General features: G+C 50.2%; 23 protein-coding genes. 11 read left to right on the forward strand and 12 right to left on the reverse strand.

What is annotated here, in order from left to right:
* Positions 1–185 precede the first annotated feature (185 nt).
* The 3 genes from L0Y31_RS15020 to L0Y31_RS15030 all read left to right on the forward strand — a co-directional run bounded on the left by L0Y31_RS15020 (position 186) and on the right by L0Y31_RS15030 (position 5783).
* Positions 186–1070 (forward strand): oxidoreductase, encoded by an 885-nt coding sequence (locus L0Y31_RS15020; RefSeq protein ID WP_234733892.1) that lies wholly within the window; start codon positions 186–188, stop codon positions 1068–1070.
* A gap of 83 nt (positions 1071–1153) precedes the next feature.
* Positions 1154–1963, forward strand: a complete 810-nt coding sequence (locus tag L0Y31_RS15025; protein ID WP_234733893.1) for an AraC family transcriptional regulator — start codon at positions 1154–1156, stop codon at positions 1961–1963.
* 382 nt (positions 1964–2345) lie between these two features.
* On the forward strand, positions 2346–5783 hold the full coding sequence (locus L0Y31_RS15030; RefSeq protein ID WP_234733894.1) for an ATP-binding protein: 3438 nt from the start codon (positions 2346–2348) through the stop codon (positions 5781–5783).
* 2 nt (positions 5784–5785) lie between these two features.
* On the opposite strand, the gene L0Y31_RS15035 is transcribed toward L0Y31_RS15030, so the two are convergent.
* Complete coding sequence (locus L0Y31_RS15035) at positions 5786–6937, reverse strand: glycosyltransferase family protein (protein WP_234733895.1); 1152 nt, start codon at positions 6935–6937, stop codon at positions 5786–5788.
* 82 nt (positions 6938–7019) lie between these two features.
* A complete protein-coding gene (locus L0Y31_RS15040; RefSeq protein ID WP_234733896.1) occupies positions 7020–7760 on the reverse strand; it encodes an NUDIX hydrolase in 741 nt (246 codons plus the stop codon).
* A 154-nt stretch (positions 7761–7914) separates the two neighbouring features.
* Here L0Y31_RS15040 and L0Y31_RS15045 point away from each other — a divergent pair, with 154 nt between their 5' ends.
* From L0Y31_RS15045 to L0Y31_RS15055, 3 genes are all read left to right on the forward strand, one after another.
* On the forward strand, positions 7915–8793 hold the full coding sequence (locus tag L0Y31_RS15045; RefSeq protein ID WP_234733897.1) for an alpha/beta hydrolase: 879 nt from the start codon (positions 7915–7917) through the stop codon (positions 8791–8793).
* Between the two features lie 4 nt (positions 8794–8797).
* Complete coding sequence (locus L0Y31_RS15050; protein ID WP_234733898.1) at positions 8798–10348, forward strand: carboxylesterase/lipase family protein; 1551 nt, start codon at positions 8798–8800, stop codon at positions 10346–10348.
* Between the two features lie 63 nt (positions 10349–10411).
* On the forward strand, positions 10412–11491 hold the full coding sequence (locus L0Y31_RS15055; protein ID WP_234733899.1) for an alpha/beta hydrolase: 1080 nt from the start codon (positions 10412–10414) through the stop codon (positions 11489–11491).
* An 18-nt stretch (positions 11492–11509) separates the two neighbouring features.
* Here L0Y31_RS15055 and L0Y31_RS15060 read toward each other — a convergent pair whose 3' ends face one another.
* The 8 genes from L0Y31_RS15060 to L0Y31_RS15095 all read right to left on the reverse strand — a co-directional run bounded on the left by L0Y31_RS15060 (position 11510) and on the right by L0Y31_RS15095 (position 19227).
* Entirely contained in the window at positions 11510–11905 is a 396-nt protein-coding gene (locus L0Y31_RS15060; RefSeq protein ID WP_234733900.1) for a hypothetical protein, read from the reverse strand.
* Positions 11906–12008: 103 nt separating this feature from the next.
* Positions 12009–12320, reverse strand: a complete 312-nt coding sequence (locus L0Y31_RS15065) for a plasmid stabilization protein (RefSeq protein WP_234733901.1) — start codon at positions 12318–12320, stop codon at positions 12009–12011.
* Between the two features lie 59 nt (positions 12321–12379).
* Positions 12380–13120 (reverse strand): sugar phosphate nucleotidyltransferase, encoded by a 741-nt coding sequence (locus L0Y31_RS15070; protein ID WP_234733902.1) that lies wholly within the window; start codon positions 13118–13120, stop codon positions 12380–12382.
* Between the two features lie 26 nt (positions 13121–13146).
* A complete protein-coding gene (locus L0Y31_RS15075; protein ID WP_234733903.1) occupies positions 13147–14307 on the reverse strand; it encodes a LegC family aminotransferase in 1161 nt (386 codons plus the stop codon).
* Positions 14294–15280 (reverse strand): NAD-dependent epimerase/dehydratase family protein, encoded by a 987-nt coding sequence (locus L0Y31_RS15080; protein ID WP_234733904.1) that lies wholly within the window; start codon positions 15278–15280, stop codon positions 14294–14296. Before L0Y31_RS15080 ends, L0Y31_RS15075 begins: the two co-directional genes overlap by 14 nt.
* A complete protein-coding gene (locus L0Y31_RS15085) occupies positions 15273–16433 on the reverse strand; it encodes a glycosyltransferase family 4 protein (RefSeq protein ID WP_234733905.1) in 1161 nt (386 codons plus the stop codon). Before L0Y31_RS15085 ends, L0Y31_RS15080 begins: the two co-directional genes overlap by 8 nt.
* Before the next feature lie 281 nt (positions 16434–16714).
* Positions 16715–17719, reverse strand: a complete 1005-nt coding sequence (locus L0Y31_RS15090; RefSeq protein ID WP_234733906.1) for a GRP family sugar transporter — start codon at positions 17717–17719, stop codon at positions 16715–16717.
* Between the two features lie 95 nt (positions 17720–17814).
* Positions 17815–19227: a Gfo/Idh/MocA family protein gene (locus L0Y31_RS15095; RefSeq protein ID WP_407084037.1), complete on the reverse strand. Its 1413-nt coding sequence runs from the start codon at positions 19225–19227 to the stop codon at positions 17815–17817.
* 229 nt (positions 19228–19456) lie between these two features.
* On the opposite strand from L0Y31_RS15095, the gene L0Y31_RS15100 reads away from it, so the two are divergent.
* Entirely contained in the window at positions 19457–20800 is a 1344-nt protein-coding gene (locus L0Y31_RS15100) for an OmpA family protein (RefSeq protein ID WP_234733907.1), read from the forward strand.
* Positions 20801–20824: 24 nt separating this feature from the next.
* Here L0Y31_RS15100 and L0Y31_RS15105 read toward each other — a convergent pair whose 3' ends face one another.
* Entirely contained in the window at positions 20825–21229 is a 405-nt protein-coding gene (locus L0Y31_RS15105; RefSeq protein WP_234733908.1) for a nuclear transport factor 2 family protein, read from the reverse strand.
* Between the two features lie 97 nt (positions 21230–21326).
* On the opposite strand from L0Y31_RS15105, the gene L0Y31_RS15110 reads away from it, so the two are divergent.
* Positions 21327–22007, forward strand: coding sequence for an NAD-dependent epimerase/dehydratase family protein (locus L0Y31_RS15110; protein ID WP_234733909.1), 681 nt, complete (start codon positions 21327–21329; stop codon positions 22005–22007).
* Between the two features lie 53 nt (positions 22008–22060).
* On the forward strand, positions 22061–22777 hold the full coding sequence (locus tag L0Y31_RS15115) for a carbon-nitrogen hydrolase family protein (RefSeq protein WP_234733910.1): 717 nt from the start codon (positions 22061–22063) through the stop codon (positions 22775–22777).
* Between the two features lie 8 nt (positions 22778–22785).
* Here the strand turns inward: L0Y31_RS15115 and L0Y31_RS15120 are convergent, their stop codons facing one another.
* A complete protein-coding gene (locus L0Y31_RS15120; RefSeq protein WP_234733911.1) occupies positions 22786–23355 on the reverse strand; it encodes a pentapeptide repeat-containing protein in 570 nt (189 codons plus the stop codon).
* 272 nt (positions 23356–23627) lie between these two features.
* On the opposite strand from L0Y31_RS15120, the gene L0Y31_RS15125 reads away from it, so the two are divergent.
* Both L0Y31_RS15125 and L0Y31_RS15130 read left to right on the forward strand, forming a co-directional pair.
* On the forward strand, positions 23628–24938 hold the full coding sequence (locus L0Y31_RS15125; RefSeq protein WP_234733912.1) for an MFS transporter: 1311 nt from the start codon (positions 23628–23630) through the stop codon (positions 24936–24938).
* A 351-nt stretch (positions 24939–25289) separates the two neighbouring features.
* Positions 25290–26549, forward strand: coding sequence for a hypothetical protein (locus tag L0Y31_RS15130; protein ID WP_234733913.1), 1260 nt, complete (start codon positions 25290–25292; stop codon positions 26547–26549).
* Positions 26550–26791: the final 242 nt, after the last annotated feature.

Raw genomic sequence — 26791 nt, forward strand, 5'->3', positions numbered from 1 at the left:
CCCGAATTACTTCGTACCAAGCCCAACCAGAAAACAGGGAACAAGATCCGTAAAGGTAGCGATCGCCCGTTGATGAGCAATAGGCACCTTCAGTCTGAGCGTTTCAACAAAGTCACTTTGAGCTTTACAGCAAAGTAGCTCGTAAAATTCTGGCCGAACTTTGTCGAAACTTAAAAGAAATGACCATGACAAAAGTTTGGTTTATAACCGGTAGCGCCCGTGGATTGGGCCGCAGCCTGACCGAAGCCGTGTTGGCAACAGGCGACCTGGTGGCGGCTACCGCCCGCCACCCCGAACAATTGAAAGAGCTGACCGCTCAATACACGAATCAGATTTTATCGCTTTCGCTGGATGTGACGGATCAAGAGCAAATTCATGCGGCGGTTGAAAAAGCCCTATCGCATTTCGGGCGCATCGACGTCTTGGTGAACAACGCCGGTTTTGGCATCACGGGGGCTGCCGAAGCCTTCACCGACGAGCAGGTACGCTCTCAGTTGGAAACGAACTTGTACGCCCCCATCGAGATCACGCGCGCCGTGTTGCCCCAGATGCGAAAGCAGCGTTCCGGTCGAATTTTGCAAATCAGCTCTATCGGCGGTCGGGTCGGTAACCCCGGCGTTTCCATCTACCAGGCGGCGAAATTTGGCCTGAGTGGGTTCAGCGAGGCCCTCGCCAAAGAAGTAGAACCATTGGGAATTTACGTCACCTCCGTCGAACCGGGCGGTTTTCGCACCGATTGGGCGGGGTCTTCCATGACGTATGCCCCCAGTCTGGAAGGCTACGAAACCACCGTTGACATACGAGCCAATTTCATTAAAAGCGGCACTTATGTACCCGTGGGCGACCCCGACAAAGCCGCCAAGATCATGATCGACCTTGTAAATCACCCCGAGCCGCCCGTGCATTTGGTGCTGGGAAGCGAAGCCATCGGGATTTTGCAAAGCGCGGATGCCGCCCGCTCCGCCGAACAGGAAAAATGGTTGCCCGTCAGCCTTTCCACTGACCACGATGATGCCATCGACTTTCTGGCTACTAAAGAAGGCCAGTGGTATACCCGACAAAAGAAATAATAAACTGTCGAGCAAATTGAGGGAATCTGGAACCGGAATTGTTTTGGAACGATTCCGGTTTCGCTATACAAAGCCCGATTCAGATGGAACTTGTTGAGCCTAAAAGCCTGCCCCAAATCCTGTACTCCTGCTACGTGGCCCGCAGCCGGGAAGGTGAACAGTTTGTGCCCGAACACATTCTCAGCTACCAGATTGCGGGGGAAATCGCTGTCAACGACGGCACAAAAGAACAAACCTTTAGGGCCGGCGATTTCCGGTTTCATAAGCGCAACCAGCTCGTTAAATTCGTTAAATACCCGCCCGAAAACGACGAATTTAAGGCGTTATCGATTTATCTGGATCAGGAAACCCTGCGCAGCTTCAGCATGGAGTACGGGTATAAAGCCGAAAAACCATCAGAAGGAGAAGCCGTTTTAAGGTTAAAGCCGCACCCGTTGTTGAAAAGCTACCTGGAATCACTGGCCCCTTACCAGCAGCTAAACCCACCCACCGACAAAAACCTGCTTGCCTTGAAGTTGCGGGAAGCAATTCTGGTCTTGTTGCAAGCGGCTCCGGAATTGAAGGAAGTACTGTTTGATTTCACGGACCCCGGCAAAATCGATCTGGAAGCGTTCATGAACAAAAATTTCCACTTCAACGTGGAATTGAAGCGCTTTGCCTATTTGACGGGTCGCAGCCTGGCGACGTTCAAGCGGGATTTTGAGAAGCAATTTCACCTATCGCCTGGCCGCTGGTTGCAGCAGCGCCGGTTGCAGGAAGCACACTACCGCATTAAAGAAAAAGGAGCCATGCCGTCGGACGTTTACCTGGATCTCGGCTTCGAAGACCTGTCGCACTTTTCGTTTGCGTTTAAAAAAATGTACGGCGTCGCTCCTTCTAAATTACAATCCTAAACCCCGTTAATTGCTTATCCTTGTGGCCACGATCAACCACGCACGATAGTCGCTTGGTTTTTTTTACTCATACCCACTGGCCGAGCCATTTGCCTATCTCCCATTGATTTTGAACCTGTTGAACGAAGTTCTGAGAGGCCCGCAAGCGTTGTACATCTTCTTCTATCGCTGAAATTAACGCCATCTGAAAAAATGATTTAGCGAGCCCACTGGCTCTTATTTTGGGGGAGCGAAATAGGATATTTACTCAATTCTGCTTTTTTTTAGATTCAATTAAAGCAAAGTGCTTGAGCACCTTACTCTTAAAAGGTTCGCCCAAAGCCTACTCTCTGATAGCTAGACCCGAACAAAGGAATTTTCAAAACGCCAAGTAACGAGTTAAATGATCCTACTGAATGAGACAGAATCGACGGAGCAATTTCTGGCCGGTGGCGGCGAAATGGGGAAATTGATCCGGTCGATGGACTGGTCGCAAACCCCGCTGGGGCCCGTTTCTTCCTGGCCCCAAAGCCTACGCACCTCCGTTAGTCTATGTCTCTCCTCCACGTTTCCCATCCTGATTGCCTGGGGTCCGGAAACAATCCAGATTTATAATGATAGCTACCGGCCCATTTGCGGCGCCAAACACCCCGAATCCATGGGGCAAAACTTTAGGATTTGCTGGGAAACGGCGCTACCCGTTGTAGGCGATGCCTTTACCCGTGGGCAGGAAGGCGAAGGAACCTACATCAAGGACCAGCGCATGTTTCTGGACCGATACGGCTATCTGGAAGAGGCCTTTATGACGTTTTCCTTCGCTCCGATTCGGGATGAATCGGGCAATGTCGGGGGTATTTTTCACCCCATTACCGAAACGACGGATAAGATGTTGAGTGCCCGCCGAACCCAAGTGCTGCGCGATGTGGCCGCACTGACCGGGCAGGCCAAAACCAATGCCGATATTTATACCAGCTTCGCCGAATCAACCACTGATTTTTCGCTGGATATTCCTTTCCTGCTATTTTATGAACTTCAGGATGAGGGGCACTATGCCCGGCTTGTTCAGACAACCGGCCTTACGGAGGAGTACCCTGTCGCCCCTGATTATCAAACGCTTGAAGTCACTAAAACCCCGTGGCTGGCGGATCTGTCGCAATCGACCATTTTAAAAGAGCTGAACCAGACGCTGGGCGTACTGCCGGGCGGTGCTTACCCGGAGCCCGCTAATCAGGGCGTGTTGTTACCCATCCATATTTCGAATAAAAAGCAGCCTTTTGGTTTTCTGATTGCGGGCGTGAGTCCCCGGCGGGAGCTTGATATGGATTATCTGAACTTCTACGCTTTGCTGGGAAATACGTTCAATACCGCCTTCTCGAATGTCTACGCCTACCAGGAAGAGCAAAAAAGAGCCGAAGCGCTAGCGGCCATCGACCGCGCCAAAACAACTTTTTTTAGTAACATCAGCCACGAATTCCGTACTCCGTTAACTCTGATGCTAGGGCCACTGGAAGAGTTGCTGCGGGATAGAAACTTACCGGCCTCGGGCTTTCAGGAACCCATTGAGACAACCCACCGCAATGCGTTACGGCTGCTCAAGCTGGTAAATAACCTGCTGGATTTCAGTCGCATTGAAGCGGGGCGCGTGCAGGCGCTCTATCGCCCGACTGACCTGGTCAAGCTCACAATTGATCTGGCCAGCAGCTTCCGTTCGCTGATTGAAAAGGCGGGGCTGGCCTTTGTGGTTGACTGCCATCTGTTGAATGCTACGGTATACGTCGATGCCAGCATGTGGGAGAAAATAGTCCTTAATCTTATTTCTAACGCGTTTAAATACACCCTGGAAGGCCGTATTCACGTTCAGCTAACGCCCGAAGAGGGAATGGCGGTGCTGCGGGTTTCGGATACCGGCGTGGGCATTCCGGAATCGGAGCTTCCCCACATGTTTGAGCGCTTTCACCGGGTAGAAAATGCCGGGGGCCGGACCCACGAAGGCACGGGCATTGGGCTTTCGCTGGTCAATGAGCTGGTTCTGCTCCACCACGGCACCATTGACGTAACCAGCGTGGAAGGCGCAGGAAGCACATTTACCGTCCGCATTCCGCTGGGGAATAGCCATTTACCGACCAACCAGATTCTGGAAGACGAAGCCAACGACGGCATTACCAGCCTTGCTGACGCCTTTTTGAAAGAGGCTGGCACCATGCTTTCGGGCGATATAGAGGCTAATCAGGACACACCCACGCTCAGTGATGGCGAAGCTGATAAATCGACCCGTATCCTGATTGTGGACGATAATGCCGACATGCGCACCTATCTAAATCGGCTGCTGGAGCCTTACTTTACCATCCAAACGGCTGCCAACGGTGCTGACGCGCTCCAGCAAGTAGCCATTCATAAACCCCAACTCATCCTAAGCGATATGATGATGCCGGTGATGGATGGCAAAGAGTTGCTTCACCGGATTAAAATGAATCCGACAACGGCCCATATTCCACTTATTTTTTTATCGGCTAGAGCTGGTCAGGAAGCCCGCATTGATGGACTGGAAGCCGGTGCTGACGATTATTTGGTGAAGCCATTTTCGGGAGCGGAATTATTATCGAAAGTGCGCGGGCAAGTCAATCTGGCGCAAACCCGTCGCCAGGCCGAAACACGTCTGCGAAATCTGGTGAAGCAGGCTCCGGTAGCCATGCTGCTGGTGAAGGGGGATAATCTGCTCATTGAATTGGCCAACCAGGCCCTGTTGGACCTGCTGTCTCACGACGAACGCATTATTGGCCAACCACTTGAAACAGCCATGCCAGAACTTTTGGGCAATCCGCTGCTGGAGCGCTCCCGGCAAGTTTTCAAGACCGGAGAAGCTTATTATGGCTGGGGCGAAGAAGTGCCAACGAGCCGCTCGGGGCGTCAGGAAATTGGGTATTTTAACGTAACGTTTACGCCTTATTACGAGGGCGAAACCATCACTGGGGTCATGCAAATGATTACCGAAGTAACCGAACAGGTGAAAGCCGCTCGCCAGATTAAAGAAAGTGAAGCACGTTACCGGCAATTGGCCGAAAAACTGGACATACGCGTTCAGGAGCGTACGCAGGAACTGGAAGACGCCAACACCGACCTGCGCCGCTCCAACGAGAACTTGCAGCAGTTTGCTTACATTGCCTCCCACGACTTGCAGGAGCCCCTGCGTAAAATTCAGTCATTTGGCGATTTGTTGAAGAGACACTACGCCGACCAGTTAGGCGAAGGAGCGGAACACCTGGAACGCATGCAGACCGCCGCAAGCCGTATGTCCACCCTCATCCGCGATCTGCTTCTCTTTTCGCGCATTGCTACCCGGCAGGATGTCCGGACAACGGTGCCGCTGATCCACATCATCAATACCGTTTTGCTGGATCTGGAACTAACGATTCAGGAAACGGGGGCAATCATCGAAATCGACCCTTTGCCAACTGTGCTGGGCGATCGATCGCAGTTGGGCCAGTTGTTTCAAAATCTTTTAAGTAATTCGCTGAAATTCAGACAATCTAACCTAACACCCCGGATTCAAATTCGCTGGGAAATCCTGGCAGCTTCGGACTTACCGCCCACGGTAAAGCCAACTCGGCAGGCCGGAACGTACCACCGCCTGGAAGTAATCGACAATGGGATTGGTTTTGAGGAGCAGTACGCCGACCGCATCTTTCAGGTTTTCCAGCGCCTGCACGGAAAGAGCCAGTATGCCGGAACAGGAATTGGCCTGGCGATTTGTAACAAAGTAGTTGCCAACCACGGCGGGGCGATCACCGCCCGCAGCCAGCCGGGACAGGGTGCCACGTTCAGCGTCTACTTGCCCTCCTAGGCTTATTTCGAAAGACGTAAAAACTTTCCCATAAACGACCAGGGCGTGTGTGAGCTCTGGTCGTTTTTAGCTTCTTTCGCCCGGTTCAACGCGCCCAAAAAAAGGTAATATCCCTGCGCATGCCATTGCTTAAATCGCTCGCTCCCAACGGGGTCATACTGCGGCAGAAAATCAATAAGTCGACTGATATCAAATGAATTAGCGGCGATTCCCGCCCCAATCCGTTGCCCATCGAGCGCATTGCAGGCTTGCTCAAAATGATTGGGCTGGGGTATCATCAGAACGGGTTTTCCCAGGTAAAGCGCTTCACAAACGGCCTCAAAACCAGCCGTCGTAATAACGGCCCGAGCGCCTTGCATCGCCTTTAGAAAATGGGTACTGCTAATGGCGTGGTACTTCAGTGTATCATCCACTTTTTCCGCAACGGCTTTGGCATCCGCATGAAAACAGCGCAAGGAAACATCCGGCCGCTGGTGGTGGGCTTTCACCAATTGCGTCACCAGCGCCGACTGGCTCACGTAAGTCAGTACGTAATCTCCCGAAACAGGCTTAAGATCAAGCACTTCCTGACGCAAAAGCGGAGGCACTACCCGCAATCGCCGACGCGGGACATTAAGCTGCCGATCAAAGGAAAGTGCCAGCAATTCGTGCGCTCCCCAGGCCGTTAGTTGGCTATTTAGCCGGAATAACCAGCGGTGCCACCGTTTCCCCGCCGGAAACAGAAAAACCGGATGGAAAGACAGGTACTGGTGCGCAATGCAGATCATGGGTGCTGCCGGACGGTAGTAAGCGTAGGTCAGCCCGCCCAACAACTCGTAAAAATTAATAACTACCTCTGGCTGCTGTTTTTCGATTTCGTCCCGGATGGCCCGCATGCTTTTCCAGAGCGCCGGACTTTGGCTGAGGCCGCGAAAGAGTGTTTTAACCGGATCCAGGGCATTTGTTACGGAATTATACACCAAGGCCGGACTGGTGAAAGGGATGACCGGGGCATTAAACTTCTCGGCGAAAAATTGGGGAACGGGTCGGTTTTCTGCCACGCCGACCATTGCGCCCACCACGGTATGGCCCGCCGTTTCCACCAGTTGACAAAGAGCCAGCGCCTGGGTCAGATGCCCACGACCTTCACCCTGCACTAAAAAAAGAATACGCATAATGTTGTTCATCGGCTTGCTTTCAACGCCGGGCGAAACTAGTATTCTTCTATAAAGTCATGATTACGGGCACGTTACTAAATCACGAACCTTTTTCGGCGTCCGGCTCTTTCTTAAACCGGTACAAATAAGGTGTTTTATGCGGCGTACCTACCCGGCGTTCCGCGAGCCGTTCTAAAGCCGTTGAGGCCATCATTTTGCGGTAGAAGTTGCGGGAGTCCAGCGAGTGGCCTAAAATGGTTTCGTGCAACCGTTGCAGTTCGGGAATCGTGAAGGCTTCCGGCAATAAATGGCCCAGCGGTTGTTCACTAAGCTGCTTACGCAATGACCCGAGCGCCACATCAATAATCTGGTTGTGGTCGAAAAGTAAGGCGGGTAATTCATCCAGGCTCCACCAGCGGCATTCCTCGGTCAAAAGATCGGGCATAGGAACCACTTTGGAGTGCTCTACCAGGGCGTAGTAACCCATGGAAATGGTGCGCTCCGACCACTGCACGCCCTGAATCGGTAGGTTTATCTTTCGCCAGGTTTCTTCCTGGTTATAGCGCTCTATTTGCCCAAAAACGTGAAATTGTCGGAGGTAGAGTGCATACAGACCCGTCCGTTCCTGCATAATCCGCTGGGCTGCGTCATCGACGGATTCTGTTTTTTTGATAAATCCACCGGGTAAACTCCATTCATTCGTACCCTTCCAGCGCAGCAACAGCACCTTCAGTTGGTTTTGGTGAAAGCCGAAGATCACGCCATCAATGGACAAATAATGAATGCACAGCTCGGAGACTTCCTGGTAATAACGAATGACCTTTTGGTTATACTCGATCATAAAATTTCACAAAAATGAGAGATACCCAACCGATGTATCGCATCTTTACGTAGTTTTGACGTAAAGGTACAGATTGTTCCCGCATTTCACTAAATGTGCCTTTTCATCACCCTGAACGATCTGGCTTTTTATCCTGAAGAAACGTCATTGGCTAATGAAAATAAATCAGTTGTTTGTCTATAGTTGCCTGCTCTTTTTGTCCTTGTCGGCATACGGAGCCCGGGTCGATACGCTGGAGGTCTCGAGCGCCAGCATGAACCGAACGTTGCGGGCGGGGGTAGTTCTGCCGGAACGGTACCGTAAAGCCAAAAAACAGGCATTTCCGGTGTTGTATCTGCTCCACGGGGGCACGGGCAGCTTCCGGGACTGGCTTACCAAAACGCCGGATAAAACCCTGTTACAGAACCTGTCTGACCAGTACAACCTGATTATCGTCACGCCTGACGGCGACCCGACGAGCTATTATTTTGATAGTCCGCTGGTTAAGAGCAGTCAATTTGAAACCTTTATATCCAGGGAGTTAATTGATAAAATTGACAACACCTACCGTACCGTCCGCGACCGAAAAGGCCGCGTCATTGCGGGGCTGTCGATGGGTGGCCACGGTGCGCTGTTTATTTCGTGTCGTCACCCGGAGCTGTACGCCGCCGCCGGGAGCATGAGCGGCGTGATGAACATTAATACCGCAACCTGGAAAGTAGCCCCGGACTTTGCTAAATCCCGGTCCGAGAATTTAGCCCGCTTGCTAGGCCCACCGAAAGCCGGCGATGTTCCTTATCCGGGATACACGCTGGTAACACTTGTGGACCAGCTCAAAACCAACAAGTTACCGCTGATTCTTGACATTGGCGTCGATGATTTTCTCATTGATACGAACCGCGACCTGCACCGCCGCCTGATCGAAAACCAGACTCCCCACGAATACACCGAACGCCCCGGCGCTCATACCTGGGAATACTGGGAAAACGCCTTGCCTTACCAGGTCCTGTTTTTTGCCAAAATTCTGAAAGCAAACAAAGTTATTGTTCCTTAATTCGATGATGAAAGCGTTTATTTCCTTCATGCTGCTGGTGCTCCTGCCCTTTTTAAAGGTCGAAATAAGCAATTTTGAGGCAATCCGGGTCGAAGGTGGACTGGTATCGGGCGGGCAGAGTCAGGATGGGCAAGTACGCATTTTCAAAGGAATTCCGTTTGCCGCCCCGCCCGTCGGCAACCTGCGCTGGAAAGCCCCCCAGGCCGTTAAGCCCTGGTCCGGCGTGCGTTCCTGTACGGCTTTCGGTCCTAGCCCGATGCAAGCGTCACCGGCACCGTTTGGCCCCTGGAGCGCCGAATACCTGATTCCCAAAGAGCCGATCAGCGAGGATTGTCTTTACCTCAATGTGTGGAGCAGTGCAAAATCAGCCAAGGAAAAACAACCCGTTCTGGTGTGGATTTACGGCGGTGGCTTTACCAGCGGAGGCAGTGCTGCCCCCATTTACGACGGAGAAGCTACGGCCCGAAAAGGCGTCCTTTTCGTCAGTATCAACTACCGGGTGGGGCCGTTCGGCTTCTTTGCTCACCCGGAATTAAGTCAGGAATCACCGCAAAAACCCGCTTCCGGCAACTACGGTTTGATGGATCAGATTGCCGCCTTGCGGTGGGTGCAAAAAAATATTTCCGCATTCGGTGGCGATCCCAACCAGGTGACCATCGCCGGACAGTCAGCCGGCTCGATGAGCGTCAACTGCCTGGTGGCAAGTCCATTGGCGAAGAATCTGTTCAACAAAGCCATCGCCGAAAGCGGTGCCAGCTTTGCCAAGCCACACCCAACTTTGCAACAAGCCGAGGAAAGCGGCCTGAAGATCGCTCAGGAATTGGGAGCCTCGTCGCTGGTTGAATTAAGGACTAAATCCGCCCAGGAAATTTTGCAAAAAGCCCAGGGATTACGCGGGCCCATTCTGGACGGCTATGTCCTGCCGGAGTCGATTGCGGCCCTATTTGCGGCGGAAAAACAAAATAAGGTGACGCTCTTAACCGGCTGGAATGAAAACGAAGGACTCCTTTTTGGCCCTCTGAAAAACGCCAGTGACTACCGCCAGCAAATCGAGCAGCAATACGGCGCAGACACTCCCCAATTTTTGACATTTTACCCCGCTTCAACCGATACCGAAGCGGCAGACTCGCAGCGCAAAATCTCCCGGGATATGATTTTTGGCGCGCAAAACTACACCTGGGCCAACATCCAGAGCGACCAGGGTAAGCCGGTTTATGTTTACCGATTCACCCGAAAAGTCCCGGCTACCGGCGAATACGCGCCTTACGGGGCTTTCCACACGGCTGAGGTTCCTTATGCGTACGACAATCTGAAATTTGTCAATCGCCAGCTTCGTCCGCTGGAACGTGCCGATGCAGAACTGGCCCGGCTGATGTCGGCCTACTGGGTGAATTTTGTTAAAACCGGGAATCCAAACGGCAATGAGTTGCCCCGCTGGCCTGTGTATTCAACCAAGAGCAAGCAGGTGATGGAGCTTGGCGATAAAACCCAGGCCCAGCCTCTACCGGACGGAGCAGCGCTGGATTTTTTGTTTACCCAAATGCGCAAAAAGTAAAACACTTTTTGAACTGATCAAGACCCCTTTTTTACAATAAACCTTATCTGGAATACCATCAACATGAAAACCAAAGCCCTTTTGTTGACCTTATCTGTGCTTTCTCTGCCCACCGTAGCCGGAGAACCTGAACCAAGAAAAGCTATAATACCGGCTCAGAAAACGGTTGTTCAGGCGGAACGCTACACCAAAACCAGTGATATTGTCTGGGCCTCTCCGAAAGGCAAGGACGGTAAGGCCTTCGACCTGACGCTGGATGTTTATACGCCGAATACCGGAAAAACAAATTACCCGGTGGTGGTTATTTTTCACGGGGGCGGCTGGCTCATCAATAACAAAAGCATCATGAACGAAATGAGTGATTACCTGGCCACTCACTCCGAATACGTGGTCTGTAACGTTAATTACCGCCTGCTGCCCGACCAGAACAACACCGTGGCGATGAATCAAATTGTGGAAGATGTGTTTGGAGCGGTTTTGTGGGTTAAGGATAATATTGCCAAATACAAGGGCAATCCCGGCAAGGTCATTGTGACGGGCGACAGCGCGGGTGGTCATCTGGCGACGATGGTTGTTTTGCAGGGAAACAATCTGGAGTCGGACGGCTTTGCTGGCAATACGCTTGGTTTCAATCCGACTTACCTCCCCAAAGGCAAAACGGCGGAGCAGGTCGCCAAGGAAAACGGGCTCGCCGTACAGGCAGCCATGATTAGCTACGGCGCGTTCGATCTCTACGGCAGCGCCTTGGGCAATTTCGAAAAAGAGAGCAATGTTTTCTGGAGCCTGGCCAAGGCCAAACCCAGAGGACTCTTTGGCGACGGAATGAACGCCACCGCGAATCCGGCTCCTTACAAACAAGTTTCCCCGATCTATACGGTTCCGAAGGCCAGCCAACGCCCGCTTCCGCCCTTGTTTTTTTCGGTGGGTTCCAAAGACAACCTGACGACGCCCGCTTCGATTGAAAAATTCATAGCCAAACTAAAAGAGGCGGGTCATACCAACATTGAATACTGGGTACACGAAGGCCGCCCCCACGCGTTTCTGGATTCAGGCTCCAACGAATTTTTGGGCATCACGTTCCAGAAAGACGCACCAACTGCACTGGATAAAATGATTGCGTTTCTGAATAAAAATTTCTACTAGACTTTTTCTATCAACCTTTTACCGGTAAAAGTAAATAGCAAGCAGATTGAAGATAAGGCAGATTTCGGGAATCTTCTGCTCTAGAAAGTCAAACGAGTTTTTAGGAGACGACCTGTAAGACAGCTTCTTGAAAATAGCCAGGGCAATGGCCACCAGACCCGCCATCAGTAAGATGTTGAGCTGGGTCAGCCACCAGGTTTGATTGAGGATTAGAAAAAGGGTCTTAATTTGAAGGGTGACAATAAAGTAGTAAGCCAGCAGACCGGACGCCAGTAGGGCAATGAAAACGCCGAGAAATGGGCTGGTTCTGTTTGGGAGCGAAAAAAGCACTTCCGTCAATTTGGCCAGCAAGCCCCTGAACAGGATGTAAAGAGTCAGGAATACGGCGACGAAGCTTACTACCTGCGAAAGCATACGCTATCTTTGATTTGTCTAATTCGAAGCGAGTATAATCAAATTCATTGCGTTCCGCAAATTCCAACACTTTTTTGAACGCTGGAATTTGCGGAACGTGTTTTTATGCTTTACTAGCTGCGTTTCGCTTCCGGGTAGCCGCCGCTTTTTTGGCGGAAGCAGAGCGTTCTTCCGGTGTCCGGGAGGCCGAAGCGGCTCCACCTTTTTTGCCACCTTTCTGGGCGGGCTCTTTGTTTTCGTCATGGCCACGTCCCGAGCCGCTCTTTTTCCCGCCACCCGACGTTTTGTTTACCGTTGCCCAGGCCCGGCGTTCTGCTTCGTCATTGGACACCCCGCGATCTTCGTAACTCTCTTCAATGTGTTCGGCTTGTCGTTTTTGCTTGTCCGTATAAGCCGATTTATCTCCCTGAGGCATGATTGTAATTGGTTTAAGTTCGACAATTACCATTTTCGGCAGATAAACTATTTCTGATGTCAGTGTGTTTGAACGGAGTGCAAACGGGCCATTTCCTCAGCTTTTGAAAGCGTCTCGGTCGTTCCAATATCGATCCAGTAACCGGCCTTTAACGGGATGGCCGTGACTTTATATCGCCTGTTTATGGCCAGCTCAATTAACTCCCAACCTTCCGTTCGGCCCTGGGGAGGCAGAAGATTCAGTATCCGCCGGTTAAAGAGATAAATTCCGGTATTTACCTGAACCGAATAGCTCGGTTTTTCAATCAATTGGGTAATGGCTCCTTCCGCATTGGTGGTGATTACCCCCCACGGAATTTCAACGGTATTTTGGTACGTCAAAACGGCCATGTCTACCCTATTGGCAAAAAAGGCCGCTATGAATTCATCGGCTTTGAAGTCCGTGTACAGGTCTCCATTCAGTACCAGAAAATCATCATGCTCCCAGTCAGTGGGCAACGCCAACGAGCCAATACTGCCCATCGGTGTGGTTTCGTGAATGTATTTAATTGAAACACCCAGCCCGCGACCGTCACCCAGGGCCTGATTCACCTGGTCGGACAGGTGGCCTACCGATACGTAAATCGTTGCAAAACCAAAGGAAACTAAATGTTCGATCAGGCGAATAATAATTGCCTTTTCCGCTACTTCAATGAGCGGTTTAGGCGTATTTTTCGTTAAAGCTCGCAAGCGCGTTCCCCGCCCACCGGCCATGATAATTACGTTTACTGGCCAGGCATTTACATAATCTCCATGTGGCATCGGTTATCATTAATAAAAGCCTAAAATTATTTCGTTAAGAAAGCTATAACCGACTCACAAACCCTTTCAATTTGTTCGTTTGTCGCGGACGTAGAGCAGGGTAACATTATGCCGCTTTCGGAGACTTTTTTGGCATTATTATTCCGATTTATATAAGCATCGTTCTTAAAAATGGGCAGTTCATTAATAGGAATCCACAATGGCCTACTTTCTATGTTTTCACTGGCTAAAAATGAAATTAGATCGCTGCGCTTTCTCGTTAATAAAGCGCAATGCCAAGCATTCGAAACAGTACCTAAAGTAATTTCCTGAAATTGAACCGGCAGACCTTCCAACGCCCTTTTATAATTATCCGTTATTTGTTGTTTGATTTGCAAAAACTGAGGCAACAGCTCCATTTGCGCAGTTCCAATGGCGGCCAACGGATTTACCAGTCGATAGTTGTAGCCTAGCGTATCGTGAAAATAATCCGTGGCTGAGCTTTTAGCTTGCGTAATTAAATGCTTCGCTTTTTTAGCCACGCTTTCATCGTTTGTTAATATAGCGCCCCCGCCACCTGTTGTAATAATTTTATTGCTATTAAAACTTAGCGTTCCTGTTAATCCAAAAGTACCTGAATGCTTTTCTTTTTGAAACGAACCCAACGAACAGGCCGCGTCTTCAACAATTGTTAAACCATACTGAATCGCTAACCGATGTAATTGCTGCATGTCGCACATATTCCCAAGCAAATGCACGGGAATGATGGCCTTAATGCGCCGGTTATTCTTTTTGTAATAGCACGTTTCATTCTTTACATACGTTTGCTCCGCCAGAAATTCCGCCAGCAGGTTTACATCCATCACCCAGGTTTTCGAATCGATATCCATTAAAATCGGATCGGCCTGGACGTATTTTACGGCATTGGCGGTGGCTACAAAAGTTAGGTTTGGCAGAATAACCAAGTCGTTAGGCTCAACACCTGCCAGAATTAAGGAGATGTGCAGGGCCGTGGTGCCGCTACTGGTTCCAATTACGTAAGAGGCCCCCGTGAAGGCAGCCAGTTTTTTTTCAAATTGATTTAAATAAGCGCCTCCGGAAAGCCAGTTGGAGTCGATGGCATCGACAATATATTGCTTTTCATTGCCCCTTAGATTGGGCTCACACAACGGAATAGCCGCTTTTGTCAGGGTCTTAAACGTTTCCATATTTAACGCTCAAGGGTTCGCTAATGACTTTATTCTGCACGAGAGCGGCTATTTCCCGAATTCCCTGAGGGACCGTTTTCGAAATCGTAAACCCCAAAATATTTTTAATTTTATCGCAGTTTACTTTATAATCGCGGGGGTCTGTTACAACGGGATGGTAGTTTACCTGCACGTTGGGAATAACTTTTTTTATCTCGTCCATCAGCATCTTTTTCGTGTAATTCTGGGACGTGTCTCCAACGTTGAACGCCTGGTTCGCCACTTTCTCTTTATCGGAAAGTAAGGCGATCTTTACTGAATTAGCCAGGTCGCTCACGTGGCAGTAAGGGCGCCAGAAGTGCTCCCCATAAATCAAAAGCGGTTTATTGAGCGCGGCATCCCGGGTAAACTCATTGACGGTTAAATCGAAGCGCAGACGAGGCGAAACCCCATAGACCGTTGAAAACCGCAAGATGGTCCGGCAGATGGTAGAATCCTTTAAGCCAAGGAGATAGTTTTCAAAATTCACCTTTGTCTCCGCGTAAAGCGAGATAGGATTTAGAACGCCTTCTTCATCCAGCAATGTATCTCTAGCGGCCATTTTTCCGTAATTACTACAGGTAGACGCAAAAACAAATCGCTCGATCTTGGCGGCTTCGCAAAGCTCATACAAACGCACCGAGGCGTCCCAATTGACCTTGCGCGCCTGATCAGGGTATTTTTTGCAGGGCGGCTCACCCACAATGGCGGCTAGATGGCATACGTAATCGACTCCCTGTAGGGCGGCTTTCACCTCGGCTTCGTTCAACAGGTCGCCCTTGATGAACCGGAAATTCGGATGGCCCCAAACCCCCAGCAGGGACTCGCCACCGAACGAAAGATTATCAAACGCAATCGTTTGAAAACCTTCCTGCAATAAATTTTTCACCAGTTCGGAGCCGATGTAGCCAGCACCGCCGGTCACTAAAACTTTCTGGGTGCGCTTCCTATCCATTTCTTGCCACTTTTAAAAAAGCTTGAATCAACTCATCGACGATGATGTCCGGCCCCCACTGGTCTATAATTTGCTTACCACGGTCGCCCAACGTCCGAAACTGCTCTGGCGCATTCATTAGAAGCACCATTTTTTGGGTTAGATCTTCCTCATCATACGGATTAAACTGAAATCCGTTGTACTTATCAATGACTAAATCAGCCGCGCTTCCGCAGCGATCCGATACCAGCACTGGCATGGAATACACCATCGCTTCGTTGGTGAGAAAACCAAACGGCTCAAAAGTACTGGGTAAAACAGCTACGTCAGCCATGGTATAGCGAATCGGAACTTCATACCATTCGCAGGGCTCTAAAAAAAATACAGACGTATTTCCCAACGCCGAGATCGCCTGCATTAAAGGCTCCTTTTGATCGCCTTCGCCACTAAGAATTACACCCCAATCTTTACCATTTTTTGCAATTTTTTGCGCATTGTGAAAAGCTTTTATTAAACGGTATAAATTTTTCCTCTCCACAAATCGACCCGCATAAAGAAAGTTATATAAAGGAAGACCCAATGCCTTTTTGCGTTGCTCACGAAGCGGAAATTCTTTGTTAAATAGCGCCAATAACGCTTCATTATCGACCCCTACATTTTTTGTACTTAATATTTTTTCAGGACTTACGTTCAATTTAATGGCATAATCGGCCGCCTTCTGGCCCAGGCAAACTAAAGCATCACATTGTTGCAGAAAACCGCGCTTCATCGCTTCTTTCCACCAGGATCGTTTTCTACTGATCTCACTGCTCTCAAAATCAAGGACAATGCGTATGTTCTTGATTTTGCAATAAGCAATGACCGCCCAGTAGGCTAAATCATAATAACCATTCAGGTAAACAATGTCTGGTTTATAATTTCTAACGGCCTGTAAAAGCCGTCTTATTTTCTCTCTTTTACCAATCTGCTCAATGGCTTTATCTGGAAATAAGACCTGATAGGGATAATTATGAATGCTCAAATCTGTTTTCAGGCCCCAGCGACTACGCTCACTATACGCCATCTGTAGCACATAAAAATCAATATTCCTGTCTGACAAATTAGCAAAAATACCGTTAAAAATCCTGGCTTTATAATGAGCCCAAAGTATATTATGGATAGCCAGAATCTTCATTGTGTTTAGGCAAAAAAGGTGGTGGTTATATGCAACACGAAGGGCAGGTGCGTATTTATAAAAGGCGACAAAGGCAAGTTATTGAAAATTTTGAATCTCGTCAATGAACCCAATAAATCCTTTTCTGAAACATAAAGTAATCTTCCTTCAGACTGATTTTTTTATTGAAAGAAGTACCTAATCGAGCGGGTTAAATAAAAAAGCCGAATGATATCATTCGGCTTTTAGCCAGGGCTTATGCCTAGCGCTAATCCTGTCTTAGTTACTTTGCTTTTTCGCTTTTATAACGTTCGGGCGATGACAATAAGGACGATTCCTGCTACGTAGCAACCGCTCATGAGCCAAAGCCAGCGGTTGCTAACGGCGGGAGCCCCTTCAAATTCTTTCCACAAAAACAGGCCGCACAACACGGCCACGATGGTGGCGCCCTGACTAAGGCCGAACGAAATGGCATTACCGGCGGGTTTTGAAGCCAGCAACAAAGCCCCCATCCCAATTCCCCACACTAAACCACCCAACAGACCATACAGGTGCTGGCGGGCGCTCATGGTGGTATATTGCACATCGGCTGGATCTTCTTTTTCTTCTTCGGGAATAAATCGGCGCACTCCCTTTTCAATCAATGGATTGCTGATGAGTAATCCCAAAGCAAAGGCTACAAAAGCCGTAAACGGCGTCAACGACCCGGCTTCGGGCTTCGCAAAATCAGAAGCCAGTGTAGCGGTTATCATTCGAAAGAAGAACCCACTCAATAAACCTGACAATAAGACAATGACCAATCCGCGTTTATTGAACTCCTGCTCCTCTTCTTTCGCCTGATACGCCAGTGCCCCAAAAACCATGGCGAGCACCACCACACCGCCGCCCGCGGCTAGCAATCCGACGCTTCCTTCCGGCTCCGCCATGTAATTGACCACCAGACCCAGCACCAGCGAGATTCCTGTTCCAACGGGCATGGCGATGGCAATGCCGGCCAACTGAATTCCAACCACCAGCAGCCGGTTTCCCGTGTTGAAGACGACCCCCGCCGCCACAGCTAGTAGCAATTTCCCGACGTCGGCCTGTTTCAGATCTTCCAGAAAGGAGCGTCCTTCGCTGCCCAGGCTACCGGCAGTGAAGGCCAGCAATAAGGCCATCAAACCAATTCCAAACACATAATCCCGGTAGAAATAAGCAACGGGTGCGTCCTGCGTGACTAGTTTTTGGGCGTTCGACCAAGTTCCCCAGCATAACATGGCCAGTAAACAAGCCGCAACGCCCCATAAATAACTTTCGATGATCAGCATAATTTGTCTGAAAAATAATGAGCCCGACACCGCTGCGAACTTCTGCCGACAACTGTATCGGAAGAATTAAACTCGACTCGTTTATAAACCAAACCTTATTGCAATTGCGGTTCAGGACCCCGGAAAGCATCTTTTTTGTCAATCCGTGGCAATTTTACTGGCTTTCCTTCGCGTGCCGATTGATAAATTGCCTCCATAATTCGCTGGTCCTGCAAGCCTTCTTCACCGGTCGAATAAGGCTCTTTGTTTTCCAGAATACATTCCGAGAAATAATCCATTTCTGTGGCAAACTGATCTTTCGGCATGATGCTGACGTTTTCCTGCCGCACGATGGCTCCGTCGGCCCGGGAGGTCATCAACTTTTGGCCGTTGTAAGCGTAGGCGTTAGCTAATTCGTACCAACCGCGTTCGGTCATGATTCGGTACTGGCGGGAATCGTGCACGTTGTAATGCGTCGCGCAGTTGGCAATGACCCCGCTGGGGAACTTCATCTGCCACGAACAAACTTCCTCAACTTCTTTGAAAAGCGGGTTCTCAGGGTCGCTATACACGTAAGCCGACACTTCGGTGGGTTCCTCGCCCAGAATGAAGCGGGTCGTATTTAGGCAATATAGCCCAATATCGGGCAGGGCTCCCCCACCCGCCAGCGCCTTGATGTGCCGCCAGTGCTTCGGATTCGCCGACGACTGGCAATTGTAGGCATCCACAAACTTCGGTTTACCAAACTCATTTTTCTGAATCTGCTCCCGTACGTACCGGTTATAAGGCTCGTACTGAATGCGATAAGCGATCATCAGCTTCCGGTTGGCTTTTTTGCAGGCATCAATCATGGCCTGACATTCCGCCGACGAATTGGCCATCGGCTTCTCGCAAAGAATGTGTTTTCCGGCTTGCGCTCCCCGGATCGTGTATTCGGCGTGCATGGAGTTAGGCAGCACGATGTAAATCACCTGCACCTCCGGGTTGTCTTTTAGCTTATCGTAGTTTTCGTAGCTATAACAGTTTTCGGGCTTGATGCCGTACTGCTTGGCCACTTTTTGAAGCTTTTCCGGGCTACCGCTCACGAGCGCCACGGGTTTTGATTTCTTGCAGGACCCGAAAGCGGGCAACAGCTCCTCCAGGGTGAGGTGGCCCAGGCCGACCAGGGCATACCCCACGCGGCCATCGGGTGGCAAGGGCGTCGGTGTAGGGGCTGATTTCCGGTCCGCATCCGATTTCCAGGCTTCCAGTTCGATGGGTGCTTCTACATCGGTTGGCACTTTGGCCGGGGGCGAAAACGGTGGAGACGTAGCCATTTGCTGACCGCTGGGTGCTTTATAGGTGCTGGCCGTCGGAACCGGGTATGAGGGTGCCTGTCCGTTCGACTGGCAGGAGGCCGCCACGCCGCTCGCTACCCCTACGGCCACCACCTGACCCGCGGCCTGCAAAAAGCCTTTTCGGTTCATCAAACTTCCCGCGAATGCTGGTTTCTGTGGCTGTTGGTCGTTCATTTCGTTGAGTGAAAACATATGTAATTGCTTTATTTTCTATGTGTAACCTAAAAAATCACGGTCTTTACTTCTTCATTCTCTTTGTACAAGCCGATTGTTTCTTTAGTGAATAACCATTGTGTTTCCAAAAGGGAGAATTTTAGTTATTTAACAGCGCGTGACGAGCAGGTACCGGACGTTGCAGGACGCTAAATGAGTAAAATTTTCGATCTTCGGCCTTACTGATTGATCAACTCCCTCCTGATTGATGCGCGCGCTACTCCTGTTCTGGCTTTTTTGTCTTTCGGCTGCTCCATTCACTGGGCTCGAAGCGGCCTCTCTGGCCGACACCGTTTCCGTTCGGGGTGGGTGCTGGGACGTGGCGACAGGGGTTGATCTGAAAAGCCGAATCGTGGCCACGGTGAATAGTCAAACGGTGGTAGTCGGGGAAAGCAACGCAACCGGGCAGTTCAACGTACGGATTCCTGCCGCCGCCACAGCGCTCACGTTTGAAGTTGCGGGCTATCCGTCCACCACGGTTCCGTTTCACGTTCACGGAAAAATGGGCAAGAACGAACCGTTTGAGATTGGAATCAGAATGATTGGCCCGGATTCGCAGCAGGTTAGCCAGCTTTACCAGCCTACTGCCGGAGAATTGAAGGAGCGAACGTTTACGCTCCAGAAGCCGGGGAACCAGTCCACCTTTTTTCAGGTAAGAGATGGCCACAGTCAGCGACGATTATTGGCAAAAGTCTGCTTTACGCCCGAAAAAACGGATCGAACGAATTGCATCACGGTTGATTCAGCCAAGGCTCCCACTGCCGTTGGGTTCAATCCGGGTGAGGTGGTGGCTTTCGACGTAAGTTGCCCAGGCTATCAAACCTACCGTGGACACTTTACCGTCGGCTCGTCAGGGACAGAGTCCAGACTGCTCCAAATCAAGTTACTGAAAACCATAAATGCGCTGGCTTTGGCTTATCCTCCACAAGCGTTATCAGGCTCTGCCAAAAAAGAAATTCACTATAGGATTCAAAGCCTGACGAGCCAAGCTAGTTTTGCCACTTTTTCTTTCCCGATCTCGTTTCATCAGGAAATGTCTTTCAAGCCGGGCGAACAGTACCAGTTAAAAGGAACTACGCCCGATGGAAAGGTGCGGATGGACGAAACGTTTCGGCCTGCTTCGGGGCTTAACTTGATGGCGGTTCAGTGGAGAACACCAGAACCGGATGCGCTCAGCGCGGCCAACGTGAAGCAGGAATTTATCAAACCCAAATTTTTCGATAGCACCGTTTTGTACTTCGACCAGAGCGATTACGCGCTTCGAAAAGAGGTAAAAATGACCTTGGACTCCATTTCCTGGCTGCTGGCCAGCCAGCGGGGACTAGTGGCGCAGGTCACCGGCCATACCGACAACGTGGGCGCCCGGAATCTGAATATGATTCTATCCGAATACCGGGCTCGCGTCGTGGCGTACTATCTCCAACAGAAAGGCATTCAGCCCAGCCAGCTTTCGACTACATGGGAAGGCCCGGATACACCCACCGCCCCGAACGATACCGAGGAAAATAGGCCCAAAAACCGGCGGGTTGTCGTCCGGATTTTAGGCAAGTAGGCGCTTTGTTGGGATACCGCCTTACTAACTATAATCGCTGATCCGGGTAAACTTACCCTTTTTCATCTCGAAAATGCTGACTCCCCGTAGCTGCAACTGGTGCCCGGCTTTCATGCCGTTTGGCAAAGCCTTCGCCAGGGTAGCCTGATAGTCTATTTCGACGGCGGCTGAATCGGTGCTTAAAATTGAGAAGCGAACAACCTGCTTTCGTTCCGTGAAGTACTCCACCGACTGAAGGGCCAGTTGCTCAAATTCCAGCTTGGTATTTGTTTGGGTTACGCCCGAAGAACTGGATATGTTTTCGAAAACAATCTGGTCATCCAGTAAGGCCAGCATCGCTGGAATGTCTTTCGCGTTATAGGCGTCGAGGTAAGCTTGAATTGCCTGCTCCATGTAGGTTTTTATCCGTTCTGCTTCCATAGTACACATAAAGCACGGTTTTTCGCGCCACAATCGGCAAAAAACTACAATTCTTTTTTGGAGTTATAAAATACACCTGGATTAGTTACTTAAATAAAGAACGACCATGAATGAACCATCAACACGCGTGATCATTACTGGAGCGACCGGTATGGTTGGAGAAGGAGTCCTGCACATATGCCTGGCTGACCCGGCGGTTGAAGCCGTTCTGGTCATCAATCGAAAGCCCGGCGGGGTCGCGCATCCGAAGCTCAAAGAAATTATTCACCCTGATTTCTTCGATTTTTCGCCTATCGAATCGCAGCTTTCGGGCTATAACGCCTGTTTTTTCTGCCTGGGTGTTTCGTCGGTCGGCATGGCGGACGACGAGTACTACAAACTTACCTACACGCTGACAATGCACGTTGCCCAAACGCTTAGCCGATTGAATCGCGACATGACGTTTTGCTACGTTTCCAGCGCGGGCACCGATGGCACCGAAAAAGGGCGTCTAAGCTGGGCCCGCGTAAAAGGCAAAACGGAAAACGACCTCATGAAGTTGCCTTTTCGGCAGGCCTACGCCTTCCGTCCCGGCTTTATTAGACCCATCAAGGGGCTGTCGCATACGCACGCCTACTATAATTACCTGAGCTGGTTGTTTCCGCTCGGACGCGCTTTGTATGCCAAGGGATTCTGTCGCATGGAAGAGCTGGCCAACGCTATGATCCACGTCGTTCGAAACGGCTATCCGAAAAACGTGCTGGAAGGAGACGACATCATTAAAGCGGGCGCTGCTCCCCAGCGCTAAAGGGTTGATTTTCCTGTTTGAGAAATGACAGAACCAACTTCATCAACAAAATCATGAAAATTTGCGTAGCCCAGACCCGAGCCGTCAAAGGCGATATCAAACGGAATCTTGCCAATCACCAAAAATGGATTGAACTGGCGGTCGCAAAGGGGGCTGACCTCATCATTTTCCCGGAGCTTTCCCTGACGGGTTACGAACCCACCTTAGCCCGCCAACTCGCCACTCACTTGGAAGACCGCCGCCTCGACGATTTGCAAAAAATGAGTGATGAGCACGGCATAATCATCGGTGTCGGTTTGCCAACCACCAGCGCGGCGGGCATTGGCATCAGCCTGATTCTTTTTCAACCCCACCAGGCCCGGCAGCTGTATTCCAAAAAATACTTGCACGCCGACGAGGAGCCGTTCTTTACGAGTGGAGAAAATTTGACCAATCTGGTCATTGATAAGACCCCCATTGCGCTGGCTATTTGCTACGAACTCCTAGTTCCCGACCATGCGGCGGCGGCTCATCAAAACAATGCCCGGATTTACCTGGCCAGCGTCGCCAAATCGGCTTCGGGCGTTGAAAAAGCCCACAAAAGGGCGGTTGACATTGCCCGCGATTACAAGATGCTTGTGTTGATGGCTAACAGCGTCGGGGAATCCGATGATTTTGTCAGTGCCGGGCAGTCGGCCATCTGGGACAGTACGGGCTCCCTCCTGGGTCGGCTCAACGATTCCCAGGAAGGAATTTTAATCATTGATACGGCAACGCAAACCCTCGTTTAGTAACACGTCTATTTTTCGACTACCGTAATTTCGTATTTCGTTAAAAGTCCCGGCAGATTATACAACGAAAAACGGGCCTTTTTCACTTTGTTTTCATTAGGATCGAGCCTTAGGTTATAAGACGTAGAAAAATCGGCCTGGGTCAGGTTATTTTCGACCAGCTTCGCCAACTCTAAATTACAGTCTTTAAACACCGCTCCCGACAGATCGCATTTTAGAAAATGAGCTTCTTTTAGCGAGCACGATTCAAAGCGGGTTTTCTTCAGGTTACGGTTCAGAAATATTGTATAATCGAGTTGACACTCCTGAAACTCGACCCGGAAACCAAAGGGATTGCAGAGCCCAAAATCCACATGGCTAAGCTGGCAATTTTCGAAGGTTACCTCATCGAGTTTGGCATTTTTGAACTGCGCCATTGTGAGGTTGCAGTGCTCGAAATGACAATTTGTAAAGCTCGCGTTCTCCAGTACTGCTTTGGCTAAGTCTAGCCTTTTGAAGGTACACTGTTCAAAATCGTGGTAGGTCCATTGATCTGGCAAAGCCGAGGTTTGGTCAAAAATCTGGTTGTAAAAATCCATGTCTTCTGGTTTATCTCCGATTCAGGCTGAAGTACAAAGTAACGCATCCCGCTCTATACTCCATCGCTTCCTTTACGAAAGAAATTTGTCCAGCTAACCACCCATAGTCCCATTAGAATCTTCCTGGAGAGGTCTTTCGCTTTGGGCACCTTCCTATTCTTTTTCTGTTTTATTCTGTCCAAACACAAGGTCTCCACGATGGGTTATTGGCTTGGCCTAGATAACCAGATCCGTCTAGCCGAAAACGAAAGCCTGCTTTTCAAAATGACTCTATGCTAAAGACCAAACCGGCGCCCTCCTACGCCCTGACCCTAAACCAAAGTAGACCACTGCGTTACGGGGTCTTTTTTTATCTGTATGTCATGCAGGGCATCCCGGCGGGCTTTTCATTGACAGCCTTGACCAATTACTTCACGGCGGAGGGGGTAAAACCCGCCCTCATTGGCACGTTTACCGCGCTGGTTGGGTTGCCCTGGGCTTTTCAATTTGTGTGGGGCACCCTCATCGATCGTTACCAGGGTTCGCCCATGGGTCGTCGTAAGCCCTGGGTGCTGGGTGCGCAACTGCTGGCTTTCGTTGCCTCTCTGGGCTTGCTGACCATTCCCAATCCGGTGGCCCAGATACAGACCTTAGGCTGGCTTTTTTTTACCCACAGCGTCGTGGCTTCAATTCAGGATGCCAGCGTCGATGCGATGGCCATAACGGTTATAAAGGATCACGAGCGGGGGCGCGTCAACGCATTTATGCGCTGCGGCTTTCTGGTGGGTACGGGTCTGGGAGCAACTGTCTTCGCTTACCTGCTTCGGCATTATACTTTTTTCACGGCTGCGCTGGTGCAGTCGCTTTGCCTGCTGGTTTTTATGCTGATCACCTTCGTTGTTCGGGAACGCCCCGAAGATCGCCTCTTGCCTTTCACTAAACGCGCTGCTGGCGCAACGCCCACCACCAATACGCCACTAGACATACCCGATAGCCCTGGTTTTCGACGGCTGCTGCTTGATTTGGCGAAAGGCATTCTTGCCAGACGAAGCCTGGCTTTGTTTGGTTCTGTGGTGCTAGGCTACCTGAGCGTAAGCCTGTTTATGCGAGCCTATAACTACCACCTGATTCAAAAGCTGGGCTGGGCTGACACTTCCGTTTCTATTTTGACGGGTACGTACGGAATGCTGGTTGCCACCGTCGTGGCCTTGTTGGGTGGTTACCTCGCCGACTGGACTGGCAACCGCCGCTTTTTCACCATTGGCCTGGCTTTGGTTGCCACGTATTTGCTTGGATTTAATTTGATTGATTCGCTCTGGCAGCAACCCGCCATTGCCCAAACCGGCCTAATCGCTCTCTACTTCATGGATCCGCTGATTAGCGTAGCGGCCATCCCGCTGCTCATGGCCGTCTGCCGCCCGGGGGTTGAAGGCTCCCAGTTTACCACCTACATGGCCTTCATTAATTTGTCTGACATCGCCGGGTCGTACCTGACCGGCCATGCGCTCGGGTATGTCAATGCTCCTACCATTGGGTTGGTAGCCGGCGGTCTGGTCAGTTTGTCCTTATTCTTTGTCCTGCGTAGTCAAAAGCCTTCTTCCTAAGGGTCCAATTATGATGCTGCATTCAGGCAGACTCCTTGTTTTTCTAGGTTCTTTTCAGGCTTCGAGTTCGCTCAAAGCGAGCTTAAAATCGCGCTGCTTCTGGTCTGAAATTAGAGGGAGATTAAAAAAAGATGAAATAAGGCTCAAAAGTGCCTTCAGAAGCCCTAGTTCGTAGTTTTTTCTTTAAAAATTCAGCATCTTGGTGCTTAAAATCTGAAACTTATAAGGCACAATCCATTGTTAGCCTATTGATGCTATAAATAATGAGTAACAACTATTTTTCTAGTACTTATACGACGATTGCCTGTTAAACTAAACCCATCTAACAAACTTTTCCAAGAAATCCGTTAAATGACTATGGCAACTGGGGCGTACTTCTATCAGAACAGCCCGGTACACATTCACAAAATTCGTAAGACCTATTCTTTAGAACAGGCCGAAGCCGCCAATCATGCCTTCGATCTAGCCGTAAAACAGTTTCTGTTTGCTTGGATTCAGCAAAGCACAGTAACCAAAAGCCTGGAAGGCTCCGAAGACACGGAAGAATTCATTAACCACGGTGCCCTGCGCAGTTTCTTTAAATACCGCGAAGATGCTCTTGAGCGGCTTCTCGAACAGGAAACTATTGCCCGCCACCTGCTTCGCCCCATCGATGAGGTTTATTTTCAAGGTGATGCCTACGAACCTCTACTCGCTCAGTTTGAAAGACGTATTTACAACATAGCGGCCCACCGGGAACATCTGGCGGTTCCTTTTCGCTACAGCCCACTTAGTCGGCAAGGCGATTACGGCGATACGCTTCAGTTAACCGACCTAGCGGGCGAGCAGCAACGCGAAGATATCGGTGTGTACTTTGGCACGCGACGGGCTGATAACACCGCCCTGACTATTCTGGCTCACCAGCTCCGTTGGGAAGCCATGTCTCCCTCTGAGTTGCCCATCCACGTCATTACCGAAGGGTACATGGAAGATTCGCTGCGGCGGGTCAAAGCCATCACGGAGCAACTGGGCGATCAAGAGCATACGCAGTCGCAGTGTTTTGTCATTCAACGGCGCCACGCAGTGGATGACCGTCACCTGGGGACGGCCCTGCTCATCACGAATCCGCAGCAACCAGCATTGCCCCAACGCATTATATTTTGTGATACCCTTCGACCAGGTACCCAGCCCCCCTGGTGGGACAAGTTTAAGGATAAAATTGACGCTGTTTTCCCCCAGCCTGAGGGTCATGAACCGGCCTCCAACCTGCTGGAAGATGGCGGCGTAAAACTTCAACGCCTGCACGATGGTGTGCCTGTTCGCCACCAGGACATTGACTGCGCCTTCTATACGGCCTCGATTGGTCGGGCTATGATTCAGTTAGTAAAGGCCGATGCCGATTTGATTCTGAATGGCTCCATCGAAGCCATCGTTAGTCAGATGACGGCCCGGATGCCCGAATATTACGAGCAGTCTAACCAACCCAAAGAACCCGAAGAAGTACGGGAAGCGAACGTGATCCAGCGGTGGAACACGGGCTGGCAGGCTCTAAAAAATTTAATGCAAAACAAATTAACCGACCTGGCCGCCCAACTCCAGGTCTCAATGGATCAGCCACTGGAATTTTCCTGATCTTATTCATATAAAAAGGCAAGCTTTTACACAGCTTGCCTTTTTCATTTTACGCTTTTCAAGCTCTTCAGCCTCCTATTTGCCTTTTTACGCAGCTTCTTTCTTAAGCTTCAATTCATTTCATCCATCCGGGTATCCACTCACCCGCTGTTACGACCGCTAAAGTACTATGCATAGCAAGGTACTATTTAGGCTACTACTTTTGATTCATCAAACAGCCGCTAAATGGCTGGCCGGGTCAA

The sequence above is a fragment of the Tellurirhabdus bombi genome, assembly GCF_021484805.1.
Taxonomy (GTDB): Bacteria; Bacteroidota; Bacteroidia; order Cytophagales; family Spirosomataceae; genus Tellurirhabdus; species Tellurirhabdus bombi.